Source organism: Desulfosporosinus burensis (assembly GCF_054657535.1).
In genome coordinates, this window is the sequence record NZ_BAAHYN010000022.1 from 40,609 (window position 1) to 65,962 (window position 25,354).

General features: G+C 43.7%; 18 protein-coding genes. 16 read left to right on the forward strand and 2 right to left on the reverse strand.

What is annotated here, in order from left to right; genetic code table 11:
* Nucleotides 1-8 precede the first annotated feature (8 nt).
* A complete protein-coding gene (locus tag ACYQ3Q_RS26320; protein ID WP_459931378.1) occupies nucleotides 9-1,520 on the reverse strand; it encodes an ATP-binding protein in 1,512 nt (503 codons plus the stop codon).
* 347 nt (nucleotides 1,521-1,867) lie between these two features.
* On the opposite strand from ACYQ3Q_RS26320, the gene ACYQ3Q_RS26325 reads away from it, so the two are divergent.
* The 3 genes from ACYQ3Q_RS26325 to ACYQ3Q_RS26335 all read left to right on the forward strand — a co-directional run bounded on the left by ACYQ3Q_RS26325 (nucleotide 1,868) and on the right by ACYQ3Q_RS26335 (nucleotide 3,925).
* The gene (locus ACYQ3Q_RS26325; protein ID WP_459931379.1) at nucleotides 1,868-2,098 is read left to right on the forward strand and encodes a hypothetical protein; all 231 of its coding nucleotides are present in this window, start codon (nucleotides 1,868-1,870) and stop codon (nucleotides 2,096-2,098) included.
* 16 nt (nucleotides 2,099-2,114) lie between these two features.
* The gene (locus ACYQ3Q_RS26330) at nucleotides 2,115-3,215 is read left to right on the forward strand and encodes a sulfite exporter TauE/SafE family protein (protein ID WP_459931380.1); all 1,101 of its coding nucleotides are present in this window, start codon (nucleotides 2,115-2,117) and stop codon (nucleotides 3,213-3,215) included.
* Nucleotides 3,216-3,313: 98 nt separating this feature from the next.
* Nucleotides 3,314-3,925, forward strand: a complete 612-nt coding sequence (locus tag ACYQ3Q_RS26335) for a universal stress protein (RefSeq protein WP_459931381.1) — start codon at nucleotides 3,314-3,316, stop codon at nucleotides 3,923-3,925.
* A gap of 148 nt (nucleotides 3,926-4,073) precedes the next feature.
* Here the strand turns inward: ACYQ3Q_RS26335 and ACYQ3Q_RS26340 are convergent, their stop codons facing one another.
* A complete protein-coding gene (locus tag ACYQ3Q_RS26340) occupies nucleotides 4,074-5,309 on the reverse strand; it encodes an aminopeptidase (protein ID WP_459931382.1) in 1,236 nt (411 codons plus the stop codon).
* A gap of 236 nt (nucleotides 5,310-5,545) precedes the next feature.
* Between ACYQ3Q_RS26340 and ACYQ3Q_RS26345 the strand changes: the two genes are divergently transcribed.
* The 13 genes from ACYQ3Q_RS26345 to ACYQ3Q_RS26405 all read left to right on the forward strand — a co-directional run bounded on the left by ACYQ3Q_RS26345 (nucleotide 5,546) and on the right by ACYQ3Q_RS26405 (nucleotide 25,313).
* Nucleotides 5,546-5,899: a cupin domain-containing protein gene (locus ACYQ3Q_RS26345; protein WP_459931383.1), complete on the forward strand. Its 354-nt coding sequence runs from the start codon at nucleotides 5,546-5,548 to the stop codon at nucleotides 5,897-5,899.
* Between the two features lie 167 nt (nucleotides 5,900-6,066).
* Nucleotides 6,067-7,494, forward strand: a complete 1,428-nt coding sequence (locus ACYQ3Q_RS26350) for a TerD family protein (protein ID WP_459931384.1) — start codon at nucleotides 6,067-6,069, stop codon at nucleotides 7,492-7,494.
* Between the two features lie 368 nt (nucleotides 7,495-7,862).
* The gene (locus ACYQ3Q_RS26355; protein ID WP_459931385.1) at nucleotides 7,863-9,848 is read left to right on the forward strand and encodes a sigma-54-dependent Fis family transcriptional regulator; all 1,986 of its coding nucleotides are present in this window, start codon (nucleotides 7,863-7,865) and stop codon (nucleotides 9,846-9,848) included.
* 440 nt (nucleotides 9,849-10,288) lie between these two features.
* Complete coding sequence (locus tag ACYQ3Q_RS26360) at nucleotides 10,289-11,641, forward strand: oxidoreductase (RefSeq protein WP_459931386.1); 1,353 nt, start codon at nucleotides 10,289-10,291, stop codon at nucleotides 11,639-11,641.
* Between the two features lie 215 nt (nucleotides 11,642-11,856).
* Entirely contained in the window at nucleotides 11,857-12,687 is an 831-nt protein-coding gene (locus ACYQ3Q_RS26365) for a flavodoxin family protein (RefSeq protein ID WP_459931387.1), read from the forward strand.
* 236 nt (nucleotides 12,688-12,923) lie between these two features.
* Entirely contained in the window at nucleotides 12,924-14,231 is a 1,308-nt protein-coding gene (locus ACYQ3Q_RS26370; RefSeq protein WP_459931388.1) for an MFS transporter, read from the forward strand.
* Nucleotides 14,232-14,326: 95 nt separating this feature from the next.
* Nucleotides 14,327-14,473 (forward strand): 2Fe-2S iron-sulfur cluster-binding protein, encoded by a 147-nt coding sequence (locus tag ACYQ3Q_RS26375; protein WP_459931389.1) that lies wholly within the window; start codon nucleotides 14,327-14,329, stop codon nucleotides 14,471-14,473.
* A gap of 41 nt (nucleotides 14,474-14,514) precedes the next feature.
* Nucleotides 14,515-15,045 (forward strand): (2Fe-2S)-binding protein, encoded by a 531-nt coding sequence (locus ACYQ3Q_RS26380; RefSeq protein WP_459931390.1) that lies wholly within the window; start codon nucleotides 14,515-14,517, stop codon nucleotides 15,043-15,045.
* A gap of 6 nt (nucleotides 15,046-15,051) precedes the next feature.
* Nucleotides 15,052-17,343: a xanthine dehydrogenase family protein molybdopterin-binding subunit gene (locus tag ACYQ3Q_RS26385; RefSeq protein ID WP_459931391.1), complete on the forward strand. Its 2,292-nt coding sequence runs from the start codon at nucleotides 15,052-15,054 to the stop codon at nucleotides 17,341-17,343.
* Nucleotides 17,340-19,646 carry an FAD binding domain-containing protein gene (locus tag ACYQ3Q_RS26390; protein ID WP_459931392.1) on the forward strand — a complete coding sequence of 769 codons (2,307 nt, stop codon included), beginning with the start codon at nucleotides 17,340-17,342 and terminating at the stop codon, nucleotides 19,644-19,646. The genes ACYQ3Q_RS26385 and ACYQ3Q_RS26390 overlap by 4 nt, the downstream gene beginning before the upstream one ends.
* 113 nt (nucleotides 19,647-19,759) lie before the next feature.
* Nucleotides 19,760-21,829, forward strand: coding sequence for an FAD-dependent oxidoreductase (locus ACYQ3Q_RS26395; protein ID WP_459931393.1), 2,070 nt, complete (start codon nucleotides 19,760-19,762; stop codon nucleotides 21,827-21,829).
* Entirely contained in the window at nucleotides 21,826-23,742 is a 1,917-nt protein-coding gene (locus ACYQ3Q_RS26400) for an NADH-ubiquinone oxidoreductase-F iron-sulfur binding region domain-containing protein (protein WP_459931394.1), read from the forward strand. Before ACYQ3Q_RS26395 ends, ACYQ3Q_RS26400 begins: the two co-directional genes overlap by 4 nt.
* A gap of 128 nt (nucleotides 23,743-23,870) precedes the next feature.
* Complete coding sequence (locus ACYQ3Q_RS26405) at nucleotides 23,871-25,313, forward strand: FAD-dependent oxidoreductase (protein WP_459931395.1); 1,443 nt, start codon at nucleotides 23,871-23,873, stop codon at nucleotides 25,311-25,313.
* Nucleotides 25,314-25,354: the final 41 nt, after the last annotated feature.

Below are 25,354 nucleotides of genomic sequence, written 5' to 3' on the forward strand. Positions count from 1 at the left end.
TAGGAAAATTATGAAATAATAGGTAGCTTAATAATAAAGGCCGCTCCTTTATTAGGGAGGCTATCCACTTCGATCATTCCGCCATGTAACTTTATACTTTGATAAGAGATTGATAGTCCTAGACCAGTTCCAGCTTCTTTGGTTGTGTAGAAGGGGTCAAATATTTTCAGCATTTCTTCTTCTGAGATACCTTCGCCAGTATCAGACATATTGATAATGATCATCTCATCCGTTTGGTTTGTTGTAATGTCTAAACGGCCGCCTGAAGGCATAGCTTCGGCAGCATTGACAATAATATTTACAAATACCTGTTTAAGTTTTTCGGTATCAGCAAGGATCTTGGGGAGTTTATTATCCAGCTGCAATTGAACCTTTACCTTTTGTTTTCGTAACATCGCAGCCGAAAAGGAAAGGACTCCCATTATTAAATCATTGATTGAACATTCTTTAATCGATACTTTGGTAGGACGTCCAAAATCTAATAGCTCTTGAATTACCATATCCTGTCTTTCCACTTGCTCATCTATGGCTCTTGTAAATTCTTCAATACCAGTCATTTGGGAGTATTCCTGCTTCATAAGTTCGACTAAGGTCTTGATAATGCCGATGGGGTTACGCAATTCGTGCGCTACCCCCGTAACTAAACGACCTAGTGCAATAAGATGTTCAGATTGCCTAAGTTGATCTTCTAACTTTTCCTTTTGGGTTAGGCTTACGGCCATCCGGTTCACTGCTCGGGATACTTGACCTAGTTCTCCTGACATTTCTGGTAACAAATGATGGATATCGTTTTCCATGCGATGCAATCCCTGCTTTAATCTGTCCACTCCGCTGGTGATATTCTTAATTGTCCTTAAAGTAGCAATCATAACCAATGCCAGAACGCCTAAGGTGAAGTAACGTAACAATTTTCGATAGAAACTACTTTGATAAAAAAATGGGTTAAGCCTTTCTCCCGCCCACATAACGGCTACCACTTTTCCTTTTATTACAACAGGTGAAATGTACTCAACTACTTGGTCATCTAAAGAACCGGAAATTCGAAAGAGTGGTTCATTGCCCATCTCAGCGGCTACAAGACCGGATTTCGTATTGTCAAATATCTCTCTCTCTCTCAGAGTTTCTTCTTCTGGTGAGAGATTACGATAGTTATGCAGGAACCCTAAGACCGTAATCTTATCTGTCAGGGGAACATATAAACCGAAGCGAATACCAGAGTTTGACGGTATGTAGGGTTCTACAACCTGAGTAAACTCATTGTGCAGAAGGGTTGATGAGATATGTTCTGGCTCAAGCCCTAAAGAATCTAGCTTTATCGAGAGTTCTTGATTTGTACTTTTTACTAGGGCTGCCAGTCTCTGCTCTTTGTCTAAAAAGATAACTTGATCCGTCTGTGAAGCGAAAAAGATATCATACATCAAGGCCAATAATGGTACAAGCATGATAACTGCAAAAATTATAACTAACTGATTCGTAAGACTTTTTCTCTTGAACGACAATAGTAAATCCTTATAGCTCATCAAATCACCTCCATATAGTGCGAGGATGATAATTGATCAATAGAATTATATACTACAGATTATTGTAGGAAAAGATACATATGCCATAATTCCCTAGAAGACTCTAAAAATGGAAGCATGAAGAATAAATCAGCCTAAATAAGGGATATCTACAGAGATTTGAAACTGAGAAGTGTAGCATTTGATACACTTATTTTATTACGAAACTATAAAAACCCGAATTTTTAGGTAATTAAAGCTGGCATGATAGTTGCTATTCAATATAGAGAATTATATCACAAACAAAGGAGGGAAGATATCTCTTTTATAGCACCTTTTTTAACAAACAAACAAAGGAGAGATGGCATATGAGCGGAGCACCCAAAGTAACCTTATCAAAAACAATTCTATTCTTAGGTTTATCTGCTTGTGCTTATTCGGTTATTTTCTTTAATATTGAGCAGTTGAATCAATTTTTCTTAAGTAAAGCAGTAATTCCTGCTTTCTGCCTTCTAGGTACCGTAATTGGCATCGCATTTCTGTACGGGACTGCAGTATCTACTGTTTTAAGTATACTCCGCTTAGACAGCGATCATTAGAAAGGGGGACGTATTAATGGCAGGCGAAACGATAAATCTAATTGGAGAAGTTATGACATTCATAGATATCACCCCGAAAGCAGCATTTTCTATCGCAGGACTTGGATTTTTAGGGGGGATGTTAAGTGGTTTTATTGGTAGCGGGGGTGCCTTTATAATGACCCCAGGTATGATGGCCCTTGGGGTTCCAGGCATCGTTGCGGTAAGTTCAAACCTGGCCCACAAATTTGGCAAGGCAATGGTTGGGGCAAGAAAACACTCCAAAATGGGGAATGTGGATGCACGGTTGGGAATTTTCATGGTTGCTTTTCTTTTAATAGGCGTTAAGTTAGCAGTCTTCCTTAACGAGCATATATTTAACACTTTAGGTAAAGCTGGCTCTAACCTGTATATAAGTTTGGTATTTGTTGTTCTCTTATCGGGTCTTTCCCTCTTTATTTTGAGAGATATTTTTAATCCTAATCAAAAAAAGGGAGCAAATAAACCCACGGGATTTGCTGAAAAACTTGCAAAAATTTATATCCCACCGATGATTAATTTTAAAGTAGCTAATGTTCGAGTATCCTTATGGTTCGTTGCAATCATTGGATTGGCAACCGGATGGTTAGCAGGTACTGTGGGTGTGGGCGGATTTATTGGAGTTCCTGCCATGATATATGTCTTAGGTATTCCGACAATGGTGGCTGCAGGGACAGAATTATTCTTAGCAATTTTCTCAGGGGCCTTTGGAGCCTTTAACTATGCCTTGAATGGTTTTGTGGACATTCGTTTAGTCTTACTACTTTACTTAGGTTCACTGTTAGGCTTGCATATTGGGGCTAATGCTACTAAAATGGTTTCTGAAATGCAAATTAAATTTGTAATGGCAGTTGTTATCGGTATGTCAGCTGTAAGCAGGGCCTTCGCCATTCCCAAATATTTAGTGGATCTCCAGATGGCTAATTTTTCTGTAGGAGTTGCCCGTGTTCTTGATTTGGCTGCTACGGTTACTTTGTATGGTGGTGCTATAGTTGGAGTAATAATGATTTGCCGTTATATTATGCGTTTTAAACAGGGCCAAAAGTTGAAGACTCATACTATTCATCTCAAAGAACATTCAAATCGAGATTCAGCATAAGGAATTTATTTAGACTCCATATGAGCTTCTTACAATTGGAAATTAATTTATAACTAAGAATGGTATAGTTACTTAAACTAGAATGAGGTGATGTTAATATGGAAGATGGTAAGTTATTAAAGGTGCTTCTTTATTTTGATGGTTCACAGCATTCCTTTTCCGCAGCAGTTTATGCTGCCAACCTATTTAATATGATGCCCAATATGTCTTTAACTGTCTTGCATGTCCGAGAAAATGTTGAAGGGTCTATACAGGATGATTGTAATTTGATGGAAATTTGGTCGACTGATCCTAACTCGGATTGGGCAAGAAGCTTATTAGAAAAGGTAGAAGTGAGTCAACGCAGCCAATATTCTAAAATAATAGCCAAGACGAACGAAGTATTTTCAGAGAGAGGGCATTACGTCAATCAACAGATCATCTATGCCAATACTAATATCCCCGATACGGTAGATGCGATTATCGATTATGCAACCAACAAGGGATTTGAACTAATTATTATGGGTACACGAGGGCTAACTAGCCTAAAAGGTTTAATATATGGTAGTCTAGCGCATAGTGTGCTCAATAAATCGGATATACCAGTTTTGTTAATCAAGAAACTTCCTCAAGAGTTTGTCGATGGTTTTTGCTCTTCCCCTTCAGGGAAATCTTCATCCGCTCGTATTAAAGAACGGAGCGATCATTTGCATCTGGCAAAATCAGTGTAATTCAGAAGGAAAAAGAATTAGTCCAGGAGAGAAAATACCTCTCCTGGACTTTAGTTTATAGTCAGATCCTATGCCACTTCGCTGTATCACTGATGAATGCAAATTGGCTATTTACAGGTTTCTTTATATCCATCAGTGGAAATGTTCTTTAAGTTCTAAAGGCAAAGTTACCATCTTTAAAGATGGGGACTTCTTCTTCATCAACAGTTAATCCAATGATATCAAGATCGCTAGTCCCAATCATAAAGTCAACGTGTACGAGTGAATCATTGACTCCCGCTTGCTCTAATTCTTTTGGTGTTAAATTTTCGCCATTTTTAAGGCAGACAGGGTAGGCTTTGCCAATCGCTAAATGGCAGGACGCGTTTTCATCAAAGAGGGTATTAAAGAACAAAATCTTTGAGTTTGAAATCGGAGAATCAAACGGAACAAGGGCTACCTCGCCGAGATAATGTGAGCCCTCGTCAGTTTCAATAATGTTCTTAAGTGTTTCAAATCCTTTCTTGGCACTGAAGTCAATAATTCTGCCGTCCTTGAATGTTAAGGAAAATTGTTCAATTAGGTTTCCATTGTAATTCAAGGGCATAGAAGAAACGACAATACCATTAACCCCTGTTTTTTCTGGTAATGTAAACACCTCTTCAGTGGGCAGATTAGCGATAAATTCTAACCCATCAGGTGTATACTCCGAACCACCAAGCCAAGTATGGTTATCCGGGAGGTTAATTCTCAAGTCAGTACCCCGTGAATTTTTATAGTAAAGAGATTTTAAGGCAGAGGAATTCAAAAAGTCTAGTCTAGTTTTAAGATTCGCTTTGTGCTCCTGCCAAGAAGTAGCGGGATTCTGAGTGTCGACGCGCACCGTTTTCAAGACGACCTCCCATAGCTGCTCAATCGACTTCTCTTCAGAAAGGTGAGGAAAGACTTTCATAGCCCAAGCTGCAGTCGGTATTGAAACAACGCACCAAACATTTTTATTGCTCATTAGCCGTTCCCTATAGTCTTTGAGAGCTGTACTGCTAGCTTTTTGAGCCTTTGTCATTCTTTCAGGGTTGACATCCTTCATAAGCTCAGGGTCTGAAGCAGAGATGCTTAAGAAAGCTGCTCCTTGGTGAACATAAGAAAGATAAAATTCCTTCTGCCAATCTGGGAACTCTTCAAAAACTTCATCTGGAGCGTGTAAAAAGCGAATTTTAGAAAACAGTTCATCTTTCCATTGGATCACGACATCTCGTGCACCAGCCGCATAAGCCATTTGAGAAACCAAACGTGTAAAGGGCGCACATTCGATCGGAGAAGTAATGACTAGCGTTTGCTTAGGCTGAAGGTTTAAACCTGTTTTTACAATAAGGTGAGCATATTTTCTGAGTAAATCGTTATCCATAAAGGCTCCTTTCAATATTCAAGGATACTTGAACCCAGCAAGAGTAAATTAAATTTTAACCTTGATTTAAGCTAGATCGAGTATCTAAGATGAGAAATTATACCATATTATACAGGGTAGATACAAAATTAGCCATATCGGCCGAAAGGTAATGTGGGAAGATATAGATATCGAGATATTTTCATTAGGAATTATGATATAATTTATAAAAATTTATTCTGAAGGAGCAATATAAAGTGATAAAACATTTAGAAGATTTGAGACAAGATACGGTATCTGAATTTCGTGGGGGGAAAGGCGTAATCCAGATGACACACTTTCTGGAAGTTGAAAAAGACGAATTTAAAGGCAAAGGTCGGTTATTTGCTAAAAATGTCTTAAAACCTGGCACATCTATTGGTCTGCATGAACACGTTGGAGATTCTGAAACCTATGTGATTCTAAGTGGAGAAGGTCTGGTCAATGATAATGGAGACCAAAAGGTTGTTAAACCTGGAGATGTGATCATTACTAGAAATGGAGAAAAACACTCTATTGCAAATACCGGAACTTTTGACTTGGAATTTCTGGCCTTAATCTTATTTGATTAGAAAGTCTTGCCAGTATGGCTGTACTCAGGTCCTTTGGATTTATTGGAAAATCTATAGATAGGTGATATAATTCCCTTGTTGAGAAAATTGTCAGAGGGATAATAGTTCTTGGACGTTACAGTTCGGAGCCTTGGAGTATGAAAATATTAGAAAGGTAGGATTAAATAATGGCGGTAAGACTTAGTAAAGGGCAGAAAATTGACCTCACGAAAAGTAATCCGAACTTGAAGGAAATTATCGTTGGGTTAGGCTGGGATTCGAACCAAGCTTCAAGTAGTTATAGCTTTGACTTAGACGCCTCGGCTTTTTTAATCGGATCGAACGGTAAAGTGAAAGATGAAAATGATCTTGTCTTTTACAACAATCCTTCAGGTGGACAAGGTTCTGTAAAGCACAGTGGGGATAACAAGAAAGGCTCCGGCGAGGGTGACGACGAGCAGATTCATATAAATCTCACGGCAGTGCCTACATATATCGAGCGGATTGCTTTTACAATAACAATTAATGACGCTCAAATGAAACGGCAGAGTTTTGGAGATATCAAAAATGCTTATGTGCGTATTTTGAACGGTGGCACGAACGAATTACTTCTTAAATACGAGCTAGGGCAGGAATTTTCCGTGGAAACCGCTATTGTCGCTGCAGAAATTTATCGACATTCTGGAGAGTGGAAATTTAACGCGATTGGGAGCGGGTTCCAGGGCGGATTGGCTGCCCTCTGTGGCAATTTCGGGTTAGAGGTAGAGGAAGAACAACCATCAACCAACGCTAATAGATCGGTGAGTAATAGTTACGGAAACACAGGAAATACGAACTTTGGAACCAGTACATCAGCTGTGCCTTACAGTGGTACCCAAAACCAAAATCAAAGTCAGTATAATAACGCACAGTCGTATGGACAAACACAAACTAACTCCCAGCCCTATGGTCAAACGAATTATAGTGGTCAATCGGCGAATCAGGGTGGTATGGCCTGCCCACGTTGCCATTCAAATCAGGTGACTGCCGGTAAAAAAGGATTTGGTATTGGCAAAGCTGCAATCGGCGGTATTTTGTTAGGCCCAGTTGGGTTATTGGCTGGATTTATTGGCAGTAAAAATATGGAATTTGTTTGTATGAGCTGTAAAGAGCGTTGGAATTCTGGAAGTAACACGAATACCGCAGAGTGGCTACAGAAGCAAACCGAAAATGCCCGTAGTATCGTGAACAAGTATATGGGGAAAGACCTTACAGAGGCCTTGGTCGCTGGTAGCGCTTTAGTAGCTATAGCAGACGGGTTTATAGACTCTTCGGAAAGGGAGAAGCTCATTGATTATTTCCGCACTAGTCAGGAAATGAAAGGGATTAATATTAATGAAGTAGATTCCCGATTTAATTACTTTGTCCAGAGAATTCAGAATGACCGTATGCTAGGTAAGGCTGAAGCTCTGCGGACAATTGGTAAGTTAGCGAGTAAACCGGAAGCTGCGCGTTTGGTGGTTCGCTTGTGCTGTGCAATCGGTTTTGCTGACGGGGAATTTGCTCCAGTAGAAAAGCAGGTTGTAGAGGAAATTTGCCGCGAGGTTCACTTGGACCCTAGGGAGTTCATTTTTTAAGTATTTGTTATTCTGAGCAGTTGCATAGTTGATACAATATACAAATACCCAGCCGAAATTTGAGGTTCTTATGCAAACTTACTATTGGAGTCGCTTGTAAAACAATTGGAAATGGGTTAAGCAGTAGTGAACTCGTTCAACTTCAGTTGAACGAGTTCACTTTGTGTTTATTCACTAATTAAGGAAAAATGAAGGAAAAATTTATAATTAGATAGAATATATCAATAGATTAAATATTCAGCAAAGTGTGACTTCTGGCTTTCTTTGCATTAACCCCTCTAAATTTCCATGTTATGTGTATTGTCAACTGGGCAGTAAAAAAACGGTATGTTTAAGGTTCTGCCACTTCTACTGGAAGGAGGATTAATTTGTTCTCTAACACTAGTGACCAAGAGAAAAGTATTTGGGAGAAGTTTATCGGTGGCGAGGATATTGATACCACGAAATTACAGTTAGAAGTTTTAGATTCATGGCAAAGGTGTAGAAGTATATTGAATCCGTACAAGGAAAAAAATAGCGATATATTAGCCCCTGAAGATTATGACCGAATAAAGTTTAAATATAGAGAATTAATAAATATTGCTGTCCCGGCTATGGAAAACTTCTACAATTTCGTCAGAGGTTCGGAATTTTCCATCACATTGGCGACAGTCGATAACGGTGATCAATTTTTGCTTGAAGTTATAGGAGATCCAGGGCAATTGGCCGCACATGAACTGAGCAATGCGATTCCGAGAAGCAATTGGTCAGAATCTGTGATGGGAACCAGTGCAGCCGTCTTAGCTGTCTATCATGATCGACCTTTTCAGGTTCATCCCGATGAGCATTGGTGCGTGTGTCTCAAGGAAGTCACTACCTGCGCCGCCCCTATTCACGACCCCGATACACATGCAATAATTGGCTCTCTGACAGTAGCAGCTAGTTATATTAAGGTTCAATCTCATACTTTGGGGATGGTAGTAGCTGCGGTTGACTCTATCGAGAAACAACTGGCAGTCCGCCGCCTAGCTAAAAAATTCGAGATTGCTAATCACTTTAAAACCGTAATCATGGAATGTTTTTCCGACGGATTAATTGCTATAGATGAATTCGGCTCAGTCATACATGTAAACCAAAAGGCTTTAGATATTTTGGGTTTTGAACAAGATCCTATTGGCCAAAATATCTTCGGCGTTTTGAATCGAACTTTTGGAACGATTAATCGCTACCGAGACCTTGCAGGTGTTATTAATTCCCAAGAAAGTGTTATGGATCGGTTCGTAAACATCCAAAACTCTGGGGGAATTATCAGGTGCGTGGTTTCAACGCGTTTTTTAGAATCAAACGGGGAGCTTCTCGGTAAGGTCTTGATTATTCAACAGATGTCCCGAGCTGCGAAGTTCGTTACCAGTGCCTTGGGAAATTATGCTCGCTTTACTTTCTCTGATCTCATTGGACAAGAGCAAAAATTTCTTGACTGTATCAAAATCGGCCTAAAAGTAGCAAAAACTTATTCGAATGTTTTGATTTTGGGGAAAAGTGGAACTGGTAAAGAATTGTTCGCCCAAGCAATCCATAATGCAAGTTCGCGGAAAGATCAACCTTTCTTTGCCATTAATTGTGCTGCTATTCCCCGAGACTTGTTGGGTAGTGAACTTTTCGGATATGTGGAAGGCGCCTTTACCGGGGCCAAAAAAGGAGGCAGCCCTGGAAAATTTGAACTGGCTGATGGAGGCACTATTTTTCTCGATGAGATTGGGGAAATGCCCTTAGACATGCAGACATCCCTTTTGCGTGTTCTTGAGGAAAAGGCGGTGACCCGGGTCGGGGATAAAGGTGCCATTCCTGTCAATGTACGTGTCGTTGTGGCTACAAATAGGAATTTAGAAAAAGAGGTAGAAAAAGGAGATTTCCGAGCGGATTTGTACTACCGCATCAACGTTGTCAGCATTGAACTTCCGCCCTTGCGAGACAGAACAGGGGATATCCCTCTATTAATAGCTCACTTTGTCAAAAAGATGTCAGAACGAATGGAAAAGAAAATAGAGATTATCACCCCGGATGTTTTTCTGAACTGTGCACTGTATGATTGGCCAGGGAATGTACGAGAATTGCAGAACATAATAGAACGGGCCGTGACCTTGGTAGAGGGAAATACAATAAGTTCGCATTTATTCCCGGAAAGATTGGCTAAATTATCGGATGATTTTCCTCATACCCCAGAGGCGCGCAGACTAAGAGATTTTAGGAAGACATTAGAGCATGACGTGATTCAAGCGTGCATTGAAACATGTGGAGGAAATATGACCCAGGTGGCCAAAGAACTCGGTATTTCCCGCCCCACGCTTTACCGTAAAATTAAGGAGTTTAGTTAAAAATCAAAATTGTTAAACAAATGAGACACGTGCCAATTTGGCGTGTCTCATTTGTTTAACACAGGTAAAATCGAGGTTATTAAATCATGGAGTTGAATGATATAACTATATTCCAAATAGGCAGGGGATGAAATGGTACATCTTACGAATGTATGCTAATCATTAACTTTAAAGGAATAAACTTTTTTCTATCAAACACTTGAGTTTTAAATATCAAGTGTTTCTTTTTTATTACACATATAGTTATGCATTACAGAAAACCTTGAATTTTCATAACTTTCTGAATTGGCATGGGTCTTGCAATATTTCTGTGTTAACTAGAGAAGTTTTTGTGCTTGCATAAATGACTTTTCAAGCAAGATTTAAGGTGGTGGATTTACAAAAATAATAAAACAAAAACTATAATAGTTAAATTAATTTTTGAGGAGAGTGGAATTTCAATGTCAGAAAAGTTTAAAAATCTTATGTCACCTTTAAAAATTGGTCCTGTAGAACTAAAGAATCGTGTGGTTCTCGCCCCTATGAATGAGACAATGTCAGGCTACCAAGGGCAGGCGACGGAGGAGATGAATTCTTACTTTGCCGCCAGAGCGAAGGGTGGGGCCGGACTTATTACCACAGGTGCGATCATGGGGACGAGGCTGGCGGCTAAATATGTGTGGCAGCGTAACCTTAACCTTTATGAATTAGGCCATGTTCAAGGACTTCATCAACTAACCGAGCGAGTCCATCATTTTGGCGCTCAGATTTCGGCTCAGATGACCATTGGTTTTGGCCGGCAAGGTCATTCAAATGATCACCATGACCTTGCGCCGGCAGCTACGGGAGGCCTTCCCTATGAAATGTCTTTGGATATGCAGCCGGTTGCGGTTGCAGCAGGTTGCCGAAAGTTTGAAAGTCCCCGTGCGAATTTAATAGGTCAGAATACACGGGAGATGACAATAGATGAGATTAGAAGCGAACAGAAAGAGTTTGCTCATAGTTGTCAGTTAGCCGGGATAGCTGGCTTTGATGCAGTAGAGCTTCATGGGCCTCATGGCTACCTGGAGCATCAGTTTCTTTCGCCATTGACTAATAAGAGAACCGATATGTATGGCGGTTCTTGGAGAAACCGCAAGCGTTTCCTGCTCGAGGTTAGTGAACAAGTGCGTTATGCCATGGGTTCTGGTGTAGCGGTTGGTTGCCGCATAAGTGCTGAGGAACACGTAGAAGGAGGTCTTACCCGCGAGGAGATGATAGACGTTGCCCTAGACCTGCAAGCCCTTGGTATAGACTACATCAGTTTATCTGATGGCGGCGGATATGAGGACGCTGGGCATTTGGTTCCTGAAGCTAACCGTGCAGAGCATTTCCCGGATCAAGCGGCCGAGTTCAAAAGGGCTTTGAAGGTCCCTGTGATCTGCACTTCGATACATGATCCGTTACTTGCTGAGTCAATGTTGGTAGAGGGTAAAGCAGACCTAATAGCTATGGGAAGGCAGCTTTTCTGTGATCCGGAGTGGGTTAATAAAGTTGCCGAGGATCGTATTCAGGACATCGTTCGCTGCAAGCGTTGTAATATATGCCTTACAAGATGCTTAGCCGGAGTCCCCCCCCGCTGCCCCTTTAACCCTAATCTTGGTAGGGAATGGGCGATGGATGAGTACAAGATTGGTCCACGTAGGAAGGACGAGCCTATGATGCCAAGGGCTTTAGGAGCAGGAATGCCGGCCTTGGATCGCCCCTGGTGGAAGAAGGAACTATCGTATATGGAAGATAGTCAGTATGTTTTCCGTGGTCCTGGTCCTCGGTAATCGATGGTAGGGTAGGAGTCTGTTCCTATTTGGTAGTTCCCATCCGGGAACTACCAAAGTCTCATAGAAAGTTACTGATAATTCTATAGCTAGTAACAACTAGAAGCACTTTTACTGTGGAAAGAGTAACTGTCATATGACTCTTTTCTAAATGAAAGTAACAAGGCTATCTAGGATATCAAAATTTCTGTTTCAAACGGGGAGAGGGTCTCAAGATGAAAAGGATTTTAGGGTTAGTTGCTTCCCAACGCAAAACGGCCAATGGTGAAATACTGCTTAAAGAGGCAGCAGCCGAAGCAGGGGGTGAATATGAACTAGAATTGATCCGGTTGGCTGAATGGCGATTCGAACTTTGCAGGGGGTGTTTTACCTGCCTTGTTCCAGATAAATCTTGTCCTATTGAGGATGATCTTTATCCCTTGGTTGAAAAAATTAAGACCGCTGACGGGATAATCTTGGCTGCACCCTGCTATGCTTTAGGGCCCGCTGCCGTTACCAAACTTATCGGGGATAGAATCATAGCGTTGAACCAATTGCTTGGGGATTTCTGGGGAAAACGCTGTGTCATTATCGCTACTGCCGGGAATCAAGGCTGGGAGGGCTATACCCTTTCTGCATTGATTGCCACAGCTAGAAATATGGGGTTAGCAGTAAAAGATGCCTGTATGTTCATAGGGGCACTGCCCGGTGAAGCCGTTTTGGCAGAAGGGGTTCGGGAACGAGTAAGGCTGTTAGGCAGCCGGTTGTTTAATGAAACTCGTCCACCCGAGGATGGTGAGTGTCCAACCTGCTGGTCGGATATTTGGAAGTTTCCTCAGCCTGGAATAGCTATTTGTTCCTTGTGCGGCCAAACAGCTGACCTCATTGCAGGGGAAGATGGGGTTAGATGGATTTTTGGACCACCTAGCGACAGACATAGCAAAGAGGGGCTTGTGCATCATACCCAGGAGTTGAAGGGTAAGGTTAATGATTATCTTTCCCGCCGTGAAGAACTGACAGTTGTCCGAAAGGCTTATAAAGGGGAAGACAACTGGATTAAACCGTGAACAAAAGGAGCTGTTCCTTGGATTCTGATGAATAAGGTCGTTGAAGAGCATCCTATTGGTCCTGAAATTACTAAAGTGTAATATTGAAAAGATCAATTATCTATAATTTTTAGATTCAGAATATTTAAACTATTATGCCTAACATAATAGGAGGTATGAGTAAAAACTAAATAATGTCTTGATTGTATTTTTATTTTTAATCATAGAAAGAACTAATATAAAGGAGGAACCAAAGAATGAATGCAAATAAGGCTGTTGTATATTTAAAGTATCGCTGGTTTGTCATGGTAACGATGATAATTGGGGTTATAGCTCAAGGGGTAATTATGATTGCACCTTCCCCGTTAATTGGCGAGGTGGCAAAATATCTGGGTCGCGATCTGGGCGTGGTAACATTTACAGTGATGGGCTTATGGACCGTTACTGTCTGTATCGGAGGCATTATCGGCGGGGCCGTTGTTGATAGAGTAGGTATAGTCAAAGTGTATTTAGTCTGTAGTGTGTTGCTGATTTTGTCAGCTGTCTTAATACCAGTGGTTGGCCCAAATCTACCTGCAATTATTGTTCTCCGACTAATTGGGGGACTTGGTACCGGACCGATCCTTACAACTATATCCCGCATGGCGGCAGAATGGTTCCCAGTAAAAGAGCGCGGGCTTATAACCGGGGTTAATGGCATGGCTACTGCGTTGGGAATATTCATAGGCTTTGGAGCCGCACCTGCTGTCTTCAGTGCAAACCAATCCTGGCCGGTAACAATGGTTTGGATGGCTAGCCCGGCTTGTATCTTTTTAGTTTTTGCGGTCATGATGGCTTTTGGCCCTAAGGCGCCAGAATTGATAGCGGAAGAGCATGAAGACGTTCATGCCGCCAAAAACGATTTTAAGTTGGCTTTAGGGGAGCCTATCATTTACCTGGTAGTGGTCTATGTGTTTTTATTCAACTGGTTAATCCAAGGAATTAATGACCTGACTCCAGGGTATTTTGCGATTCCGGCACCGGTGGGCGTTGGTTGGGGGCCTATGGTAGCCGGGCAATTAATGATGATATTCCAGTTTGTGTTTATGGTTGGTTCGCTGGTAAGCGGGTGGCTCAATGACAAGGTTTACAAAGGCAATTCTAAGTTGCAGATCATGTTGGCTTATATTCTGACGGGCGTTTATTTCTTTGTCAAATTCTCAGGGGTGACTGGACAAGGACCTAATCCTTTATTACTGGTCGTCATGTTGGTAACAGCATTTTTTATGGGTCAGGGTATTGCCACGATTATGGCGTTTATCGCCAAGAGTTATCCAGAGCACATTACGGGTAAAGTGGGCGGAATGGCGATGGGATTAGGCTTAATTGGTGGTACAGTAGGCGTTGGTATGGGTTCAAGTGCCCTAACTGCAACAAATACTTATCAGGTTTCAATCCTCATCGTAACCATCGTTGCTATCGTAGGTTTCTTCGCAGCGATGGCATTTAAAAAGCCTAAAGCGTTTGCACATCTACATGAGAACTCGGCAATGATTAATAATAATAATTCGAAAACATTGAATTAGTTTCCAATAGACTCTTAGGGTGTGGTCATGGTGCTATTTAAATAACCCATGACCAAAATACCTCCCAATAAATTAATTTTGATATGTAGCCATTTATGGTAAACAATTGTAATTGCGTTTTTGGGCCAACCTCTGCCATCACCCAGATTGGCGCTTGCAGGTTATGTGTAGTTAAGATCGAAGGCTTGCCTGATATACTCACTGCCTGTACCACCCAGGCTGAAACGGGAATGGTCGCTTGATTCAGTCAGGATGGTTGAGTAAAGAGAGGAGAATGATATCAATGGAAATGACGAAGCTAGACAATAAACAGAACAGTGGGGCAAAGCGAGTCAGTCTCACCGTCAATAACCAAACCCATGAGCTAGAGGTAGGGGACAGACCCGACCAGGTCAATGTGACGCACACCCTAGCTCATACACTTAGAGAAACTCTTGATCTTACGGGTACCAAAATATCTTGTAATCAAGGTGCCTGTGGATGTTGTAATGTCATCTTGGCTGGGAAGGCAGTTCCCTCTTGTACGCTCCTCACCGTTGAATGCGTGGGAAAAACCATTACCACAATTGAAGGGCTATCAGACAAGGTTACTGGGGCTATCGATCCCCTTCAACAGGCTTTTATAGACCACACGGCCTTCCAGTGCGGTTTTTGCACACCGGGCATTATTATAAGTGCCAAAGCCTTGCTCAATGAAAATCCTTCGCCCAGCAAAGAAGAGATTCAAGAGAGCCTTTCGGGGAATTTCTGCCGTTGTATCAGCCATTATCAGGTAGTGGAGGCTGTAAAGGATGCTTCTGGAAAGTTGAGGTGAAGGAAAATGGTCAACAAATATAGGCACATCGGTCAAGTTGCGGCTAGAAAAGATGCACTCGATATAGTAACAGGAAAGACTAAATATGTGGACGATATCAGATTTCCCAAGGACATGCTTCACGCCAAGGTCCTGAGAAGTCCACATGCTCACGCAATTATAAAAAAGATTGATAAGAAAAAGGCCGAGCAACTAAAAGGGGTAGAAGCGGTACTGACTTGGGAAGATGTACCTGACTGGAGAGGGGGCATACCCCCAATTTGCCGCATTCTTGATAAGAAGGTCAGATATGTGGGGGACGCAGTAGCTATTGTTGCGGCAACAACAGAAGAGATCGCGGATGAAGCTCTCAAACTTATCGACGTAGAGTATGAGGTACTGCCGGCCGTTTATGATGTGGAGGAAGCCTTGAAACCGGATGCCCCGCAACTGTTTGATGAGTTGCCTGGGAACGTTGTACCTCCGGAAGCACCCATTTTTCTTGGTCCCAACGGTCTTACGAAAATTGTCATGGGCGATGTGGATGAAGGTTTTGCAGAGGCTGATGTCATAACGGAAGGGACCTTCAGCTATGAAGGCACGCCGAACCCCATCCCCGCTGAGCTTCCCGGTGCCGTTGTACTTTGGGAAGAGCCCAACAAGGTTACTATCTGGGCAATATCCCAGCATCCATATAATGATGGCCTCTTCTTTAAAGGGGGGACTAATGGTGAGGTGGATGCCAGGGTCCTCGGCAATCCCTGCGGAGGAGGTTTCGGGTCCCGGGGTATGAGCTGGCATTTGCAGATGTATGCCGCACTTCTAAGTCGTGCCACTGGAAAACGTGTAAAGATTATGTATACCCGCGAAGAGCATTTGGCAGCCTTTTCTGTGAGACTCGGGTCCCGCATGAAGGCAAAGGTGGGCATGAAGAAAGACGGAACTATCACGGCCTTGCGAGCAAGATGGTTCGTTGATACCGGCTATTATTCAACCTTTACGCAGTTTATGGTTGCCGTTGGATGCGGTGAGGCCCAGATCATAACAAAATGTCGCAATTGGGATCTGAGACCGGTTATCGTCTGTACTAATCGGAACGCCTCATGTGCTGTGAGGGGCTTTGGCGGCCTGGAACTGAAGAGTGCCCTTACGCCGCTTCTCTGTCTGGCAATGGCTAAGGCCGACCTTGACCCTGTAGAATTTTTTAAGAAGAATATTGTACAGCCCGGTGAGGGATATTTCTGGCGAGATGGAAAATGGTACGTATTCAGAGGGGTAGACTACACAAAGGCCATGGATAAAGGTGCAGAAAAATTTGGTTGGCAAGAAAAGTGGAAGGGTTGGTTAAAACCGACATCCGTGTCAGGAACAAAGCGTATAGGTGTTGGTGTTGGTGTCCATGGCAATGCCGATGTAGGCGAAGATGTGTCTGAGACTTATGTTCGGCTCCTCTCCAACGGTACAGCTGTCATTAATTCCAGCGTGATTGAGCATGGAACAGGACAGCGGAGCAACTACATGAAGATGGTTGCAGAGGTCCTCCAGTTGCCCTTGGATGCTGTATCGATGTCGCCCTCGGATAGCGAGTTTAATCCATATGAGTTTGGACCCGCTGGCTCCAGGGGAACATTCGCCATCGGAAGCGCTATGATTAACGCAGCAGAGGATGCCCGGAATAAGCTCTTGGAGATTGCTGCTCCGGTGCTGGGCGAAAAACTGGAAGACCTTGACACAGTAGATGGATTTATCTTTGTAAAACATAACCCAGACAAAAGAATCCCTTGGATTGCGGCGACTGGATTTGACCGTGTCATCACAGGTCTGGGCCGTTTTGAACCCGACTATTCGTTGTGTAATTTCATGATGACTTACGTAGAAGTCGAAGTCGATACGGAAACAGGGAAAGTCACTATACTGCGAGTGCTGAATGCTACCGATGTGGGAACGGTTATCGATCCTCAGGGGTTGCGTGGACAGTTGAATGGCTGTTTCAGCGCTGCTGGTATTGATACCGCCATCTTTGAAGAAACCATTATGGATCGCAATTTGGGACGCATGATGAACCCCAATATGATCGACTATAAGTGGCGCACCTTTTCCGAACTTCCTGAGATGGAACATGTGATACTCGAGACGCCTTTTCCCAGCCATCGCTTTGGGGCAGTCGGTGTCGGCGAGATCGCTCCTGCTCCAGGTCCCTCAGCGGTGCTTATGGCCGTATCGAATGCCATGGGCGCATGGATACACGACTACCCCATAACACCAGACAAAGTATTAAGTGTATGGGAGACGCTTACCAAGGAGGTATCTCAATCATGAAGTCTTTTAAACATTTCGATGCGTATTCCGTGGAAGAAGTTAATGAACTCCTGACGCAATATAACGGGAAGGCAAAAGTTATTGCCGGAGGCTCTGATCTACTGAGTACTATGAAAGATGGAAGTATCCCTGAGTATCCCCAGGCGCTCATCAACCTAAAGACCATCGTTGACCTAGACTACATTAAAGAGGACGAAAAGGGAATCTCGATCGGTGCCCTTACGAAACTATCTGAGGTGGTCAATTCTCAGGCTGTGAAGAAGGCATATGCGATACTTGGCGAAGCGGCTCGTTCTGTGGCAACACCCGGCATCCGTAATATGGCTACAATAGGCGGAAATATAGCCCAGGATGTACGGTGCTGGTATTACAGGTATCCCAATCAGATCGGCGGCGCCATCATCTGCCTGAGAAAGGGTGGGAAGGTCTGCGATGCCTTAGCCGGGGACAATCGGTATCACTCCATCTTCGGTGCTGCTCCACTAAAAGAATATCCCTGTTCCGGTCACTGTCCTGCCAAAACCGACATACCTTCCTATCTGAGTAAGGTCAAAGACGGTAATTATGAAGAAGCGGCAGATATATTGCTGGATTTCAATCCTATCTCCGCCATAACCGGCAGGGTATGTCCCATCTTTTGCGAACCCAATTGTAATCGGAAAGATGTTGATGAGCCTGTGGCAATACGGTGTGTTGAACGTTCTGTGGGAGATTATACACTCGAGAACGCAGAGCGCTTCTTTTCGGCCCCTAGGACCGAGTCAGGCAAAACTGCAGCCGTTGTCGGTTCAGGACCTGCCGGACTGGCGACGGCTTTCTATCTAAGGCGTTTGGGCCACGCTGTCACCGTGTATGAGAGATTATCTGAAGCGGGCGGTATGTTGATGCACGCCATACCAGCCTATCGTTTACCTAAGGATGTGGTAAAAAAACAAATTCAAGCTCTTTCAGGTATGGGGATCATCTTCAAAACCGGCATCAATGTAGATAAAGATATGATTACCGACTTTGCAGTCCGCTTCGATGCTGTCTTAGTGGCAGGTGGGGCCTGGAAGGAAAGAACCATGGGAATCAAAGGAGAAGCATTCGCTATCTCTGGCCTTGGGTTTTTGAAGAAAATAAATGGCGGTGACAGGAGCCTACCAGGTAAAAAGGTAGCAGTAGTTGGGGGTGGTAACGTGGCCCTCGATGTGGCCCGGACATTACACAGATTAGGAGCCCAGCCGGTCATACTCTACCGACGCACCCAAAAAGAGATGCCCGCCTTGAAGGAAGAAGTGGAAAGGGCCCTCGCGGAAGGGATCACCTTTAAATTCCTGACGCTCCCTGCGGAGGTGGCTCAATCAGATAAAAATCTGGCAGTAACCTGTGTCGGCATGAAGCTGGGCGACCCCGATGCCTCCGGGAGATGCTCCGCTTCTCCCGTGAGTGGTTCCGAGAAAGTATTGTTCTTTGACGCCATCATTAAGGCAATAGGTGAAGAACCCGATACTTCGCTGTTACCTTCGGATATGTCAGGCAAACTTTTTACCGGCGGTGATTTTGTTACTGGTCCATCCACCGTAATTGAGGCAGTGGCTGCAGGAAAAGAGAGTGCAAGACGGATACAGAAGTCCCTGAAACTCCCATGGGATGAGGAGAAAGGGGAAGGACCTTCTTTTATGAATCCCTCTTCACAGATGACGCCAAGGGTCCGGGCTCCTGAACTTTCCGTAACAGAGCGGGTAAAGACCATCGATACTGAAGATGCACTTGGTATCAGCGCGCAGGGGATCGAACAGGAAGCGGGCAGGTGCTACAATTGTGGTTGTCTTGCGGTCAATCCCTCTGATATAGCCATTGTGCTCATCGCCCTTAAGGCGACAGTTGTAACGAATAAAAGAACAATTTCAGCAGAGGAATTTTTTACTGCCAATGCTACTGAATCAACAGTTCTAGGTGCTGACGAAATAATTGCGGAAATTAAAATCCCCAGACCAGCAGATGGTACAAGCCAGCACTATATCAAATATACTCTGAGAAAGCCTGTAGACTTTTCGGTTGTCAGTGCCACGTCAGTGATAACCGTCAAAGATGATGTTTGTACTGACGCTCGAATTGTTTTAGGAGCTGTGTCTTCGATTCCCTTACGGGCCGTCAAAGCCGAGGAATTTCTGATAGGGAAATGTGTTTCTGAAGAAACGGCAACCGAGGCTGCGCAAATAGCACTGACAGGAGCGCTACCCCTTTCTCAAAACGGTTATAAGGTTAAGATCGCCAGAACCCTCGTGAAAAGGACGCTTCTTGGGCAAACCTCTGAGTAACGGAGATTGGGGGCTTACCGCACTACAATTATTTTTGATATTAGCCCTTTATGGTAAACAACTGTAATTGCGTTTTTGGGCGCTTTATGAAGCTAAGCAGAGGGGAGAAAGTTTTGGAAACAATTGTACTAATTATCGATGGACTTGAAGTCAAAACAAATAAGGGTAAGACAATACTAGAAGCAGCACTAGATGCAGGAATCTACATCCCCAACCTCTGCCATCACCCAGATCTGAAGCCCATTGGCGCTTGCAGGGTATGTGTAGTTGAGATCGAAGGCTTGCCTGATATCCTCACTGCATGTACCACCAAAGCAGAAACGGGAATGGTCGTGAAGACCAAGACACCTAAGGTAGAGCGGATACGGCGGCTTGCTGTGGAATTGATGCTGACCGTACATCCAGCAGACTGCTCCACCTGCCCGAAATATGGAAAATGCGAATTTCAGTCTCTTACTCAGTATGTAGGTGTCTCTAATGGAAGATTAAGAAACAGACATAAAGCACTTCAGGTTAACACTACAAATCCGCTTTTTGTGCATGATCTCAGCAGATGTGTCCTTTGCGGGCGATGCGTGAGAGCCTGCCAGGAACTGCGTGGGGTAAAGGTACTTGATTACAACAAGAAAAACGGTGAGGGGTATATCAGTCCTGCTCTGGATCTTCCCTTGGCGGATGCAGGTTGTAAGTTCTGTGGAGCGTGTGTTGAGGTTTGCCCCACAGGTACGATTAGGGATCAGGAGGGACTTCTAATGACGGGGGTTATCCGCAAGGAGTCACTTGTTCCCTGCAAAACTACTTGTCCAGCTGGAATAGACATCCCTCGGTATATTCGTTTGATCCGTGAAAATAAGCCTTCACAAGCTGCAGCGGTGATCAGGGAGAAGGTTCCTTTTCCGCTGAGCCTTGGCTATGTATGTAACCATCTCTGTGAAAATGCCTGCCGCCGGAAAGAAGTGAACGAGTCGATTGCTATTCGTGATCTTAAGCGCTTTGCTGCTGAAAATGATGATAAGCAGTGGAAGAATAAATCCATGCAGGCGCTGCCAACAGGCAAGAGGGTAGCCGTCGTGGGAGCCGGACCAGCCGGACTGACCGCAGCTTATTATTTGGCAAAGCAGGGTCACGGTGTTACCGTATTTGAAGAATTACCATTGCCTGGAGGTATGCTGAGATTTGGAATACCAGAATACAGGCTACCATCACAGGTAATTGCCGAAGAAATAAAAGAAATTGAAAGCATAGGCATAGAGATCAGACTAAATACCAGAGTAGATTCCTTAGATACTCTTTTTGAAGAAGGCTACAAGGCCGTCCTTGTAGCGGTCGGTGCTCATCAAGGGGTAAAACTGCCTATTCCTGGGGCTGACCTTGACGGAGTACTTGTTAATATAGCTTTCCTCAGAGATACGAGGCTCGGCAATAAAGTCGATGTGGGTAAAAGGGTAGTTGTCCTCGGTGGTGGAAATGTCGCCTTTGATTGCGCTCGTGTTGCCCGCAGTCTCGGTGCCAGCGAGGTTCACATAGCTTGTCTGGAATCCAGAGAGAGAATGATTGCCAGTTCGGAAGAGATTGAACAGGGAGAGGAAGAGGGCATTGTCATCCATCCTTCCCAAACCTTTATCAAAATTTCCGGCGACCAGGGTCAGGTTACCGGAGTTGAGTGTTTTGATGTTCAGTCATTTGTCCTGGATGAGGATGGGAGGGCACAAATTAAAGTTGTTGAAGGTTCAGAACACATTCTACCGGCAGACACAGTTATCTTCGCTGTCGGTCAACGTCCAAAAGATATTGACAAGTTCGGTTTGACAATTGGTCGAGGAAATACGATTCTGGTTGATCCAGATACCTTAGCTGTAAATAAGGAAACTGTCTTTGCGGCTGGTGATGTTGTAACGGGAACGATTTCGGTTATTGAGGCAATAGCTGCAGGAAGAAAGGCAGCTGTCGCAATCGATAAATCTCTTGGTGGGGACGGTAGGATTGATGAGGAATTGGCACCGATAGAAGAGCCCCGTGCTTGGCTTGGTCGAGAAGAGGGTTTTGCCTTTCAGCCTAGGTGCGAATTGAACATTAAAGGTTATGATGAAGATTCAGCGCTGAAAGAGTCGCAACGCTGCTTGCAATGTGACCTTAGAACCTTAATTACCGAAAAGAAATTCTGGGGGGATTATGTTCGATGACATTTGAACAAATACAGCTCAAAGCAATAACTGAGTGGGGGTATTTGGAAGACGATGAAATCCCTCGCATTTACATTAACACTTCGGGATGCGGCCGCTCCTCCGGGGCGTTACAAGTGCTGGAACAATTCAAAGTTGAGCTTGAACAGAGTAACATCAATGCCAAGATAGTAGAAGTGGGATGCATTGGAAGCTGCTCCCTTGAACCCTTAATTTTTATTGCCAAGCGTGGTCGCCCTCGCCTTGGCTACAGCAAGGTTACTCTGGAAATTGTTGCTCAGCTTGTCACAGATTATCTGGTAAATGATAACCCTAGGGCCGACTTAGCTATAGGCAAAATCGGTGAGGGAGAGATTGACGGCATTCCCAACTTTTTCGATCTACCCTTTTTTAAGAATCAAGTAAGAATTGCAACCCGCAATTGTGGAATTATAGATCCTGGAAATATTGACCACTATATTGCCAATGACGGCTACAGTGGACTAGCCAAGGTATTAAAGATGACCCCTGAGCAGGTTATTGAAGAAGTTGAAAAGTCCGGACTGAGGGGGCGAGGTGGCGCAGGTTTTCCTACTGCTACAAAATGGAGCTCCTGTAACAATGCTCCAGGTAGTGAAAAATATATGATTTGTAATGCTGCTGAAGGTGATCCCGGGGCTTATTCAGTTAAGATGTTGCTGGAAAGCGACCCTCATGCTGTTTTAGAGGGGATGTTGATCGGGGCTTATGCGGTTGGCGCAGCCCAAGGATACATTTATATCAATGCAGATAATGGTTTGGCGATTGAAAGGCTGAGGAAAGCTCTCCAACAAACTGAGGAAGTCGGGCTATTGGGTAATAATATCCTTGCTTCCGGCTTCAGCTTTCAGGTGGAGGTTTATGAGGGAACAGGTGACTTTGTTGGCAGCGTTGAGACAGCCATGATCAGGACCATGGAAGGCAAAAGAACTATGTCATATACCCGGCCTCCCTACCCAGATACATCTGGATTGAGAGGCAAACCGACCTGCATTAACAGCACCGAGACCCTGGCCAACGTATCGGCAATTATGCAAAAAGGTGCCGACTGGTACGCTGGTTTTGGTACTGATAATAACAAAGGGAGCAAGTTATTAACCCTGACCGGCAAGGTGTTGTACCCAGGAGTTATTGAAGTTCCGATGGGGACCACGCTCCGTCAGATTGTACATGAAATTGGCGGGGGCATTACAGGTAACCAGGATTTGAAAGCAATGCTGATTGGTGGTCCTACGGGAGGCTTTTTGCCGGCCAGTGCCCTATACCTTCCGGTCGACTTTGATCATTTAGCGGCAGAGGGCGCGATTATGGGTTCCGGAAGGATTATGGTTGTCGATACCGATACCTGTATGGTTGATTTGGCAAAAAACTGTCTTTCCTTTACTAAGGCTGAATCTTGCGGTAAGTGTGTGATGTGTCGGGAAGGAACGGCACAGCTCCTAGCCATTTTGACGGACATTACGGAAGGTAAGGGTAAATCTGAAGATCTTGACTTGTTATTGGAATTAGGTGAGGGTATGCAGTCTGGGTCAATCTGCGGTTTGGGAAGGACGGCACCCAACCCAGTGCTGACTGCAATAAAGTATTTCCGTGATGAGTTTGAAGCACACATTAAGAGGAAGCGGTGTCCTGCACTGGTTTGCAAAAAGTATATCACTTATCACATTCTGGGCGATAAGTGTCAGGGCTGTCAGATATGCTTGAAGAACTGCCCGAACGATGCCATCGCCGGCGAGGAACAGATGATCCATGTAATAGACCAGGATGAGTGTACAAAGTGTGGGGTTTGCCTGGAAGTATGTCCTTCAGAATATCGCGCAGTAACAAAAGCTGGCGGGGTAAAACCAAAGACCCCCGACGAACCGATCCCTGTGGGAAGCTGGAGAAAGAGGTAAGGCAAAAAGGCTTCATATTACACACCTAAGCCATTACAAAAATGTAGAAATAGTTAATATGTTTATCAGGTGCATTTATAAATATTGAAGTTGAATTTAAAAATCATTTTAAGAAGGAGAGGATTATCATGAAAGAAGTCAATGCGGATGTAGCCATCATTGCAGCCGGTCCGGCAGGATTGGCTGCTGCCGTAGCTGCTGCGGAAAATGGTGCCAGTGTTGTGGTTTTCGAAAAATCAAACGTCACAGGCGGATGCGGCAACATGGCCATGGGACCGTTCGGGGTTGAAAGTAGATTACAGAAGAAACAGATTATTGGGCTTACAAAAGAAGAAGCGTTTAAAATGCATATGGATTTTAATCATTGGATTCCAGACGCCCGATTAGTACGAGCATTTATCGACAAATCCGGTAGCACCATTGATTGGCTAGAGGATATGGGTGTTGAATTTTTGATGGCTGCCAGGCACTTCGCGACTTCTCAACCTACTTGGCACATTATTAAAACCCACAATGGAGCTCACGGAACTGGAGGATTAATATTTAAAGCTATGACAGAAAGAGCAGAAGAACTTGGCGTGAAATTCTTTTTTAAAACGTCTGTTAAAAAGATACTTAAAGAGGACGGATGCGTTGTAGGATTTTTGGCTGAAGATAGTTCTGGAAAAACAGTTCAGGCCAAGGCGAAGGCTGTTGTGGTAGCTACTGGCGGCTTTGGTGGTAATGCCGAAATGATCAAGAAATATACAGGATATGAATGGGGACAGGATTTATTCTCCTTTAAAATTCCTGGCATTGATGGAGATGGTCTCAGGATGGCCTGGGAAGTTGGAGCAGCTAAAACTCATATGATATTGGAAATGTACTGTTCCATTCCAAAGCAACCAGATTATTGGCACGTTGATGCAGTGTTCCGGCAACCGAATCTTTTAGTAAATTTAAACGGAGATCGTTTCTTTAATGAAGAGGTTTTAGAAAACAATACATTTGCAGGTAATGCTATTTCCGGACAGAAAAATCGTTGCGCGTTTATGATTATTGATGAAACAATAAAAAAATATTATTTGAAGAATGGGTTTGACCAATTATGTTATGATGTTCCGATTGAAGATGCCAGTAATTTTGACAGCGAATTACAAAGCGCTATTAATGAAGGAGGTAATAACTTCTTTGTAGCAGATTCTCTTGAAGAATTAGCGGATAAAGCAGGGATAAACGTAGAAAACCTCAAGAAGACTGTTGCAGAATATAATAAAGCCTGTGAATGCCGCGATGAGTTATTTAACAAGAACTATAGATATATGAAGCCTATCAAGAAAGCTAAATTTTATGCAGGTAAATTAGTCCCAAGTGGATTCGGAAGTCTGGGTGGAATAAAAATTAATTTTAAAGCAGAAGTGGTAGACGAAGGATTTGAAGTCATTCCGGGGCTTTATGCGGCTGGCACCGATGCTAATTCCATCCATTCTGACAGCTATACATTTATAATGCCGGGCAATACCATGGGGTTTGCCATCAACAGCGGACGGATCGCCGGTGAAAGTGCCGCAGAATATGTAGAAACTCTGTAATTGCGTAATTAAGAAGTAGTCAATTACAGGTATCTGTGGTT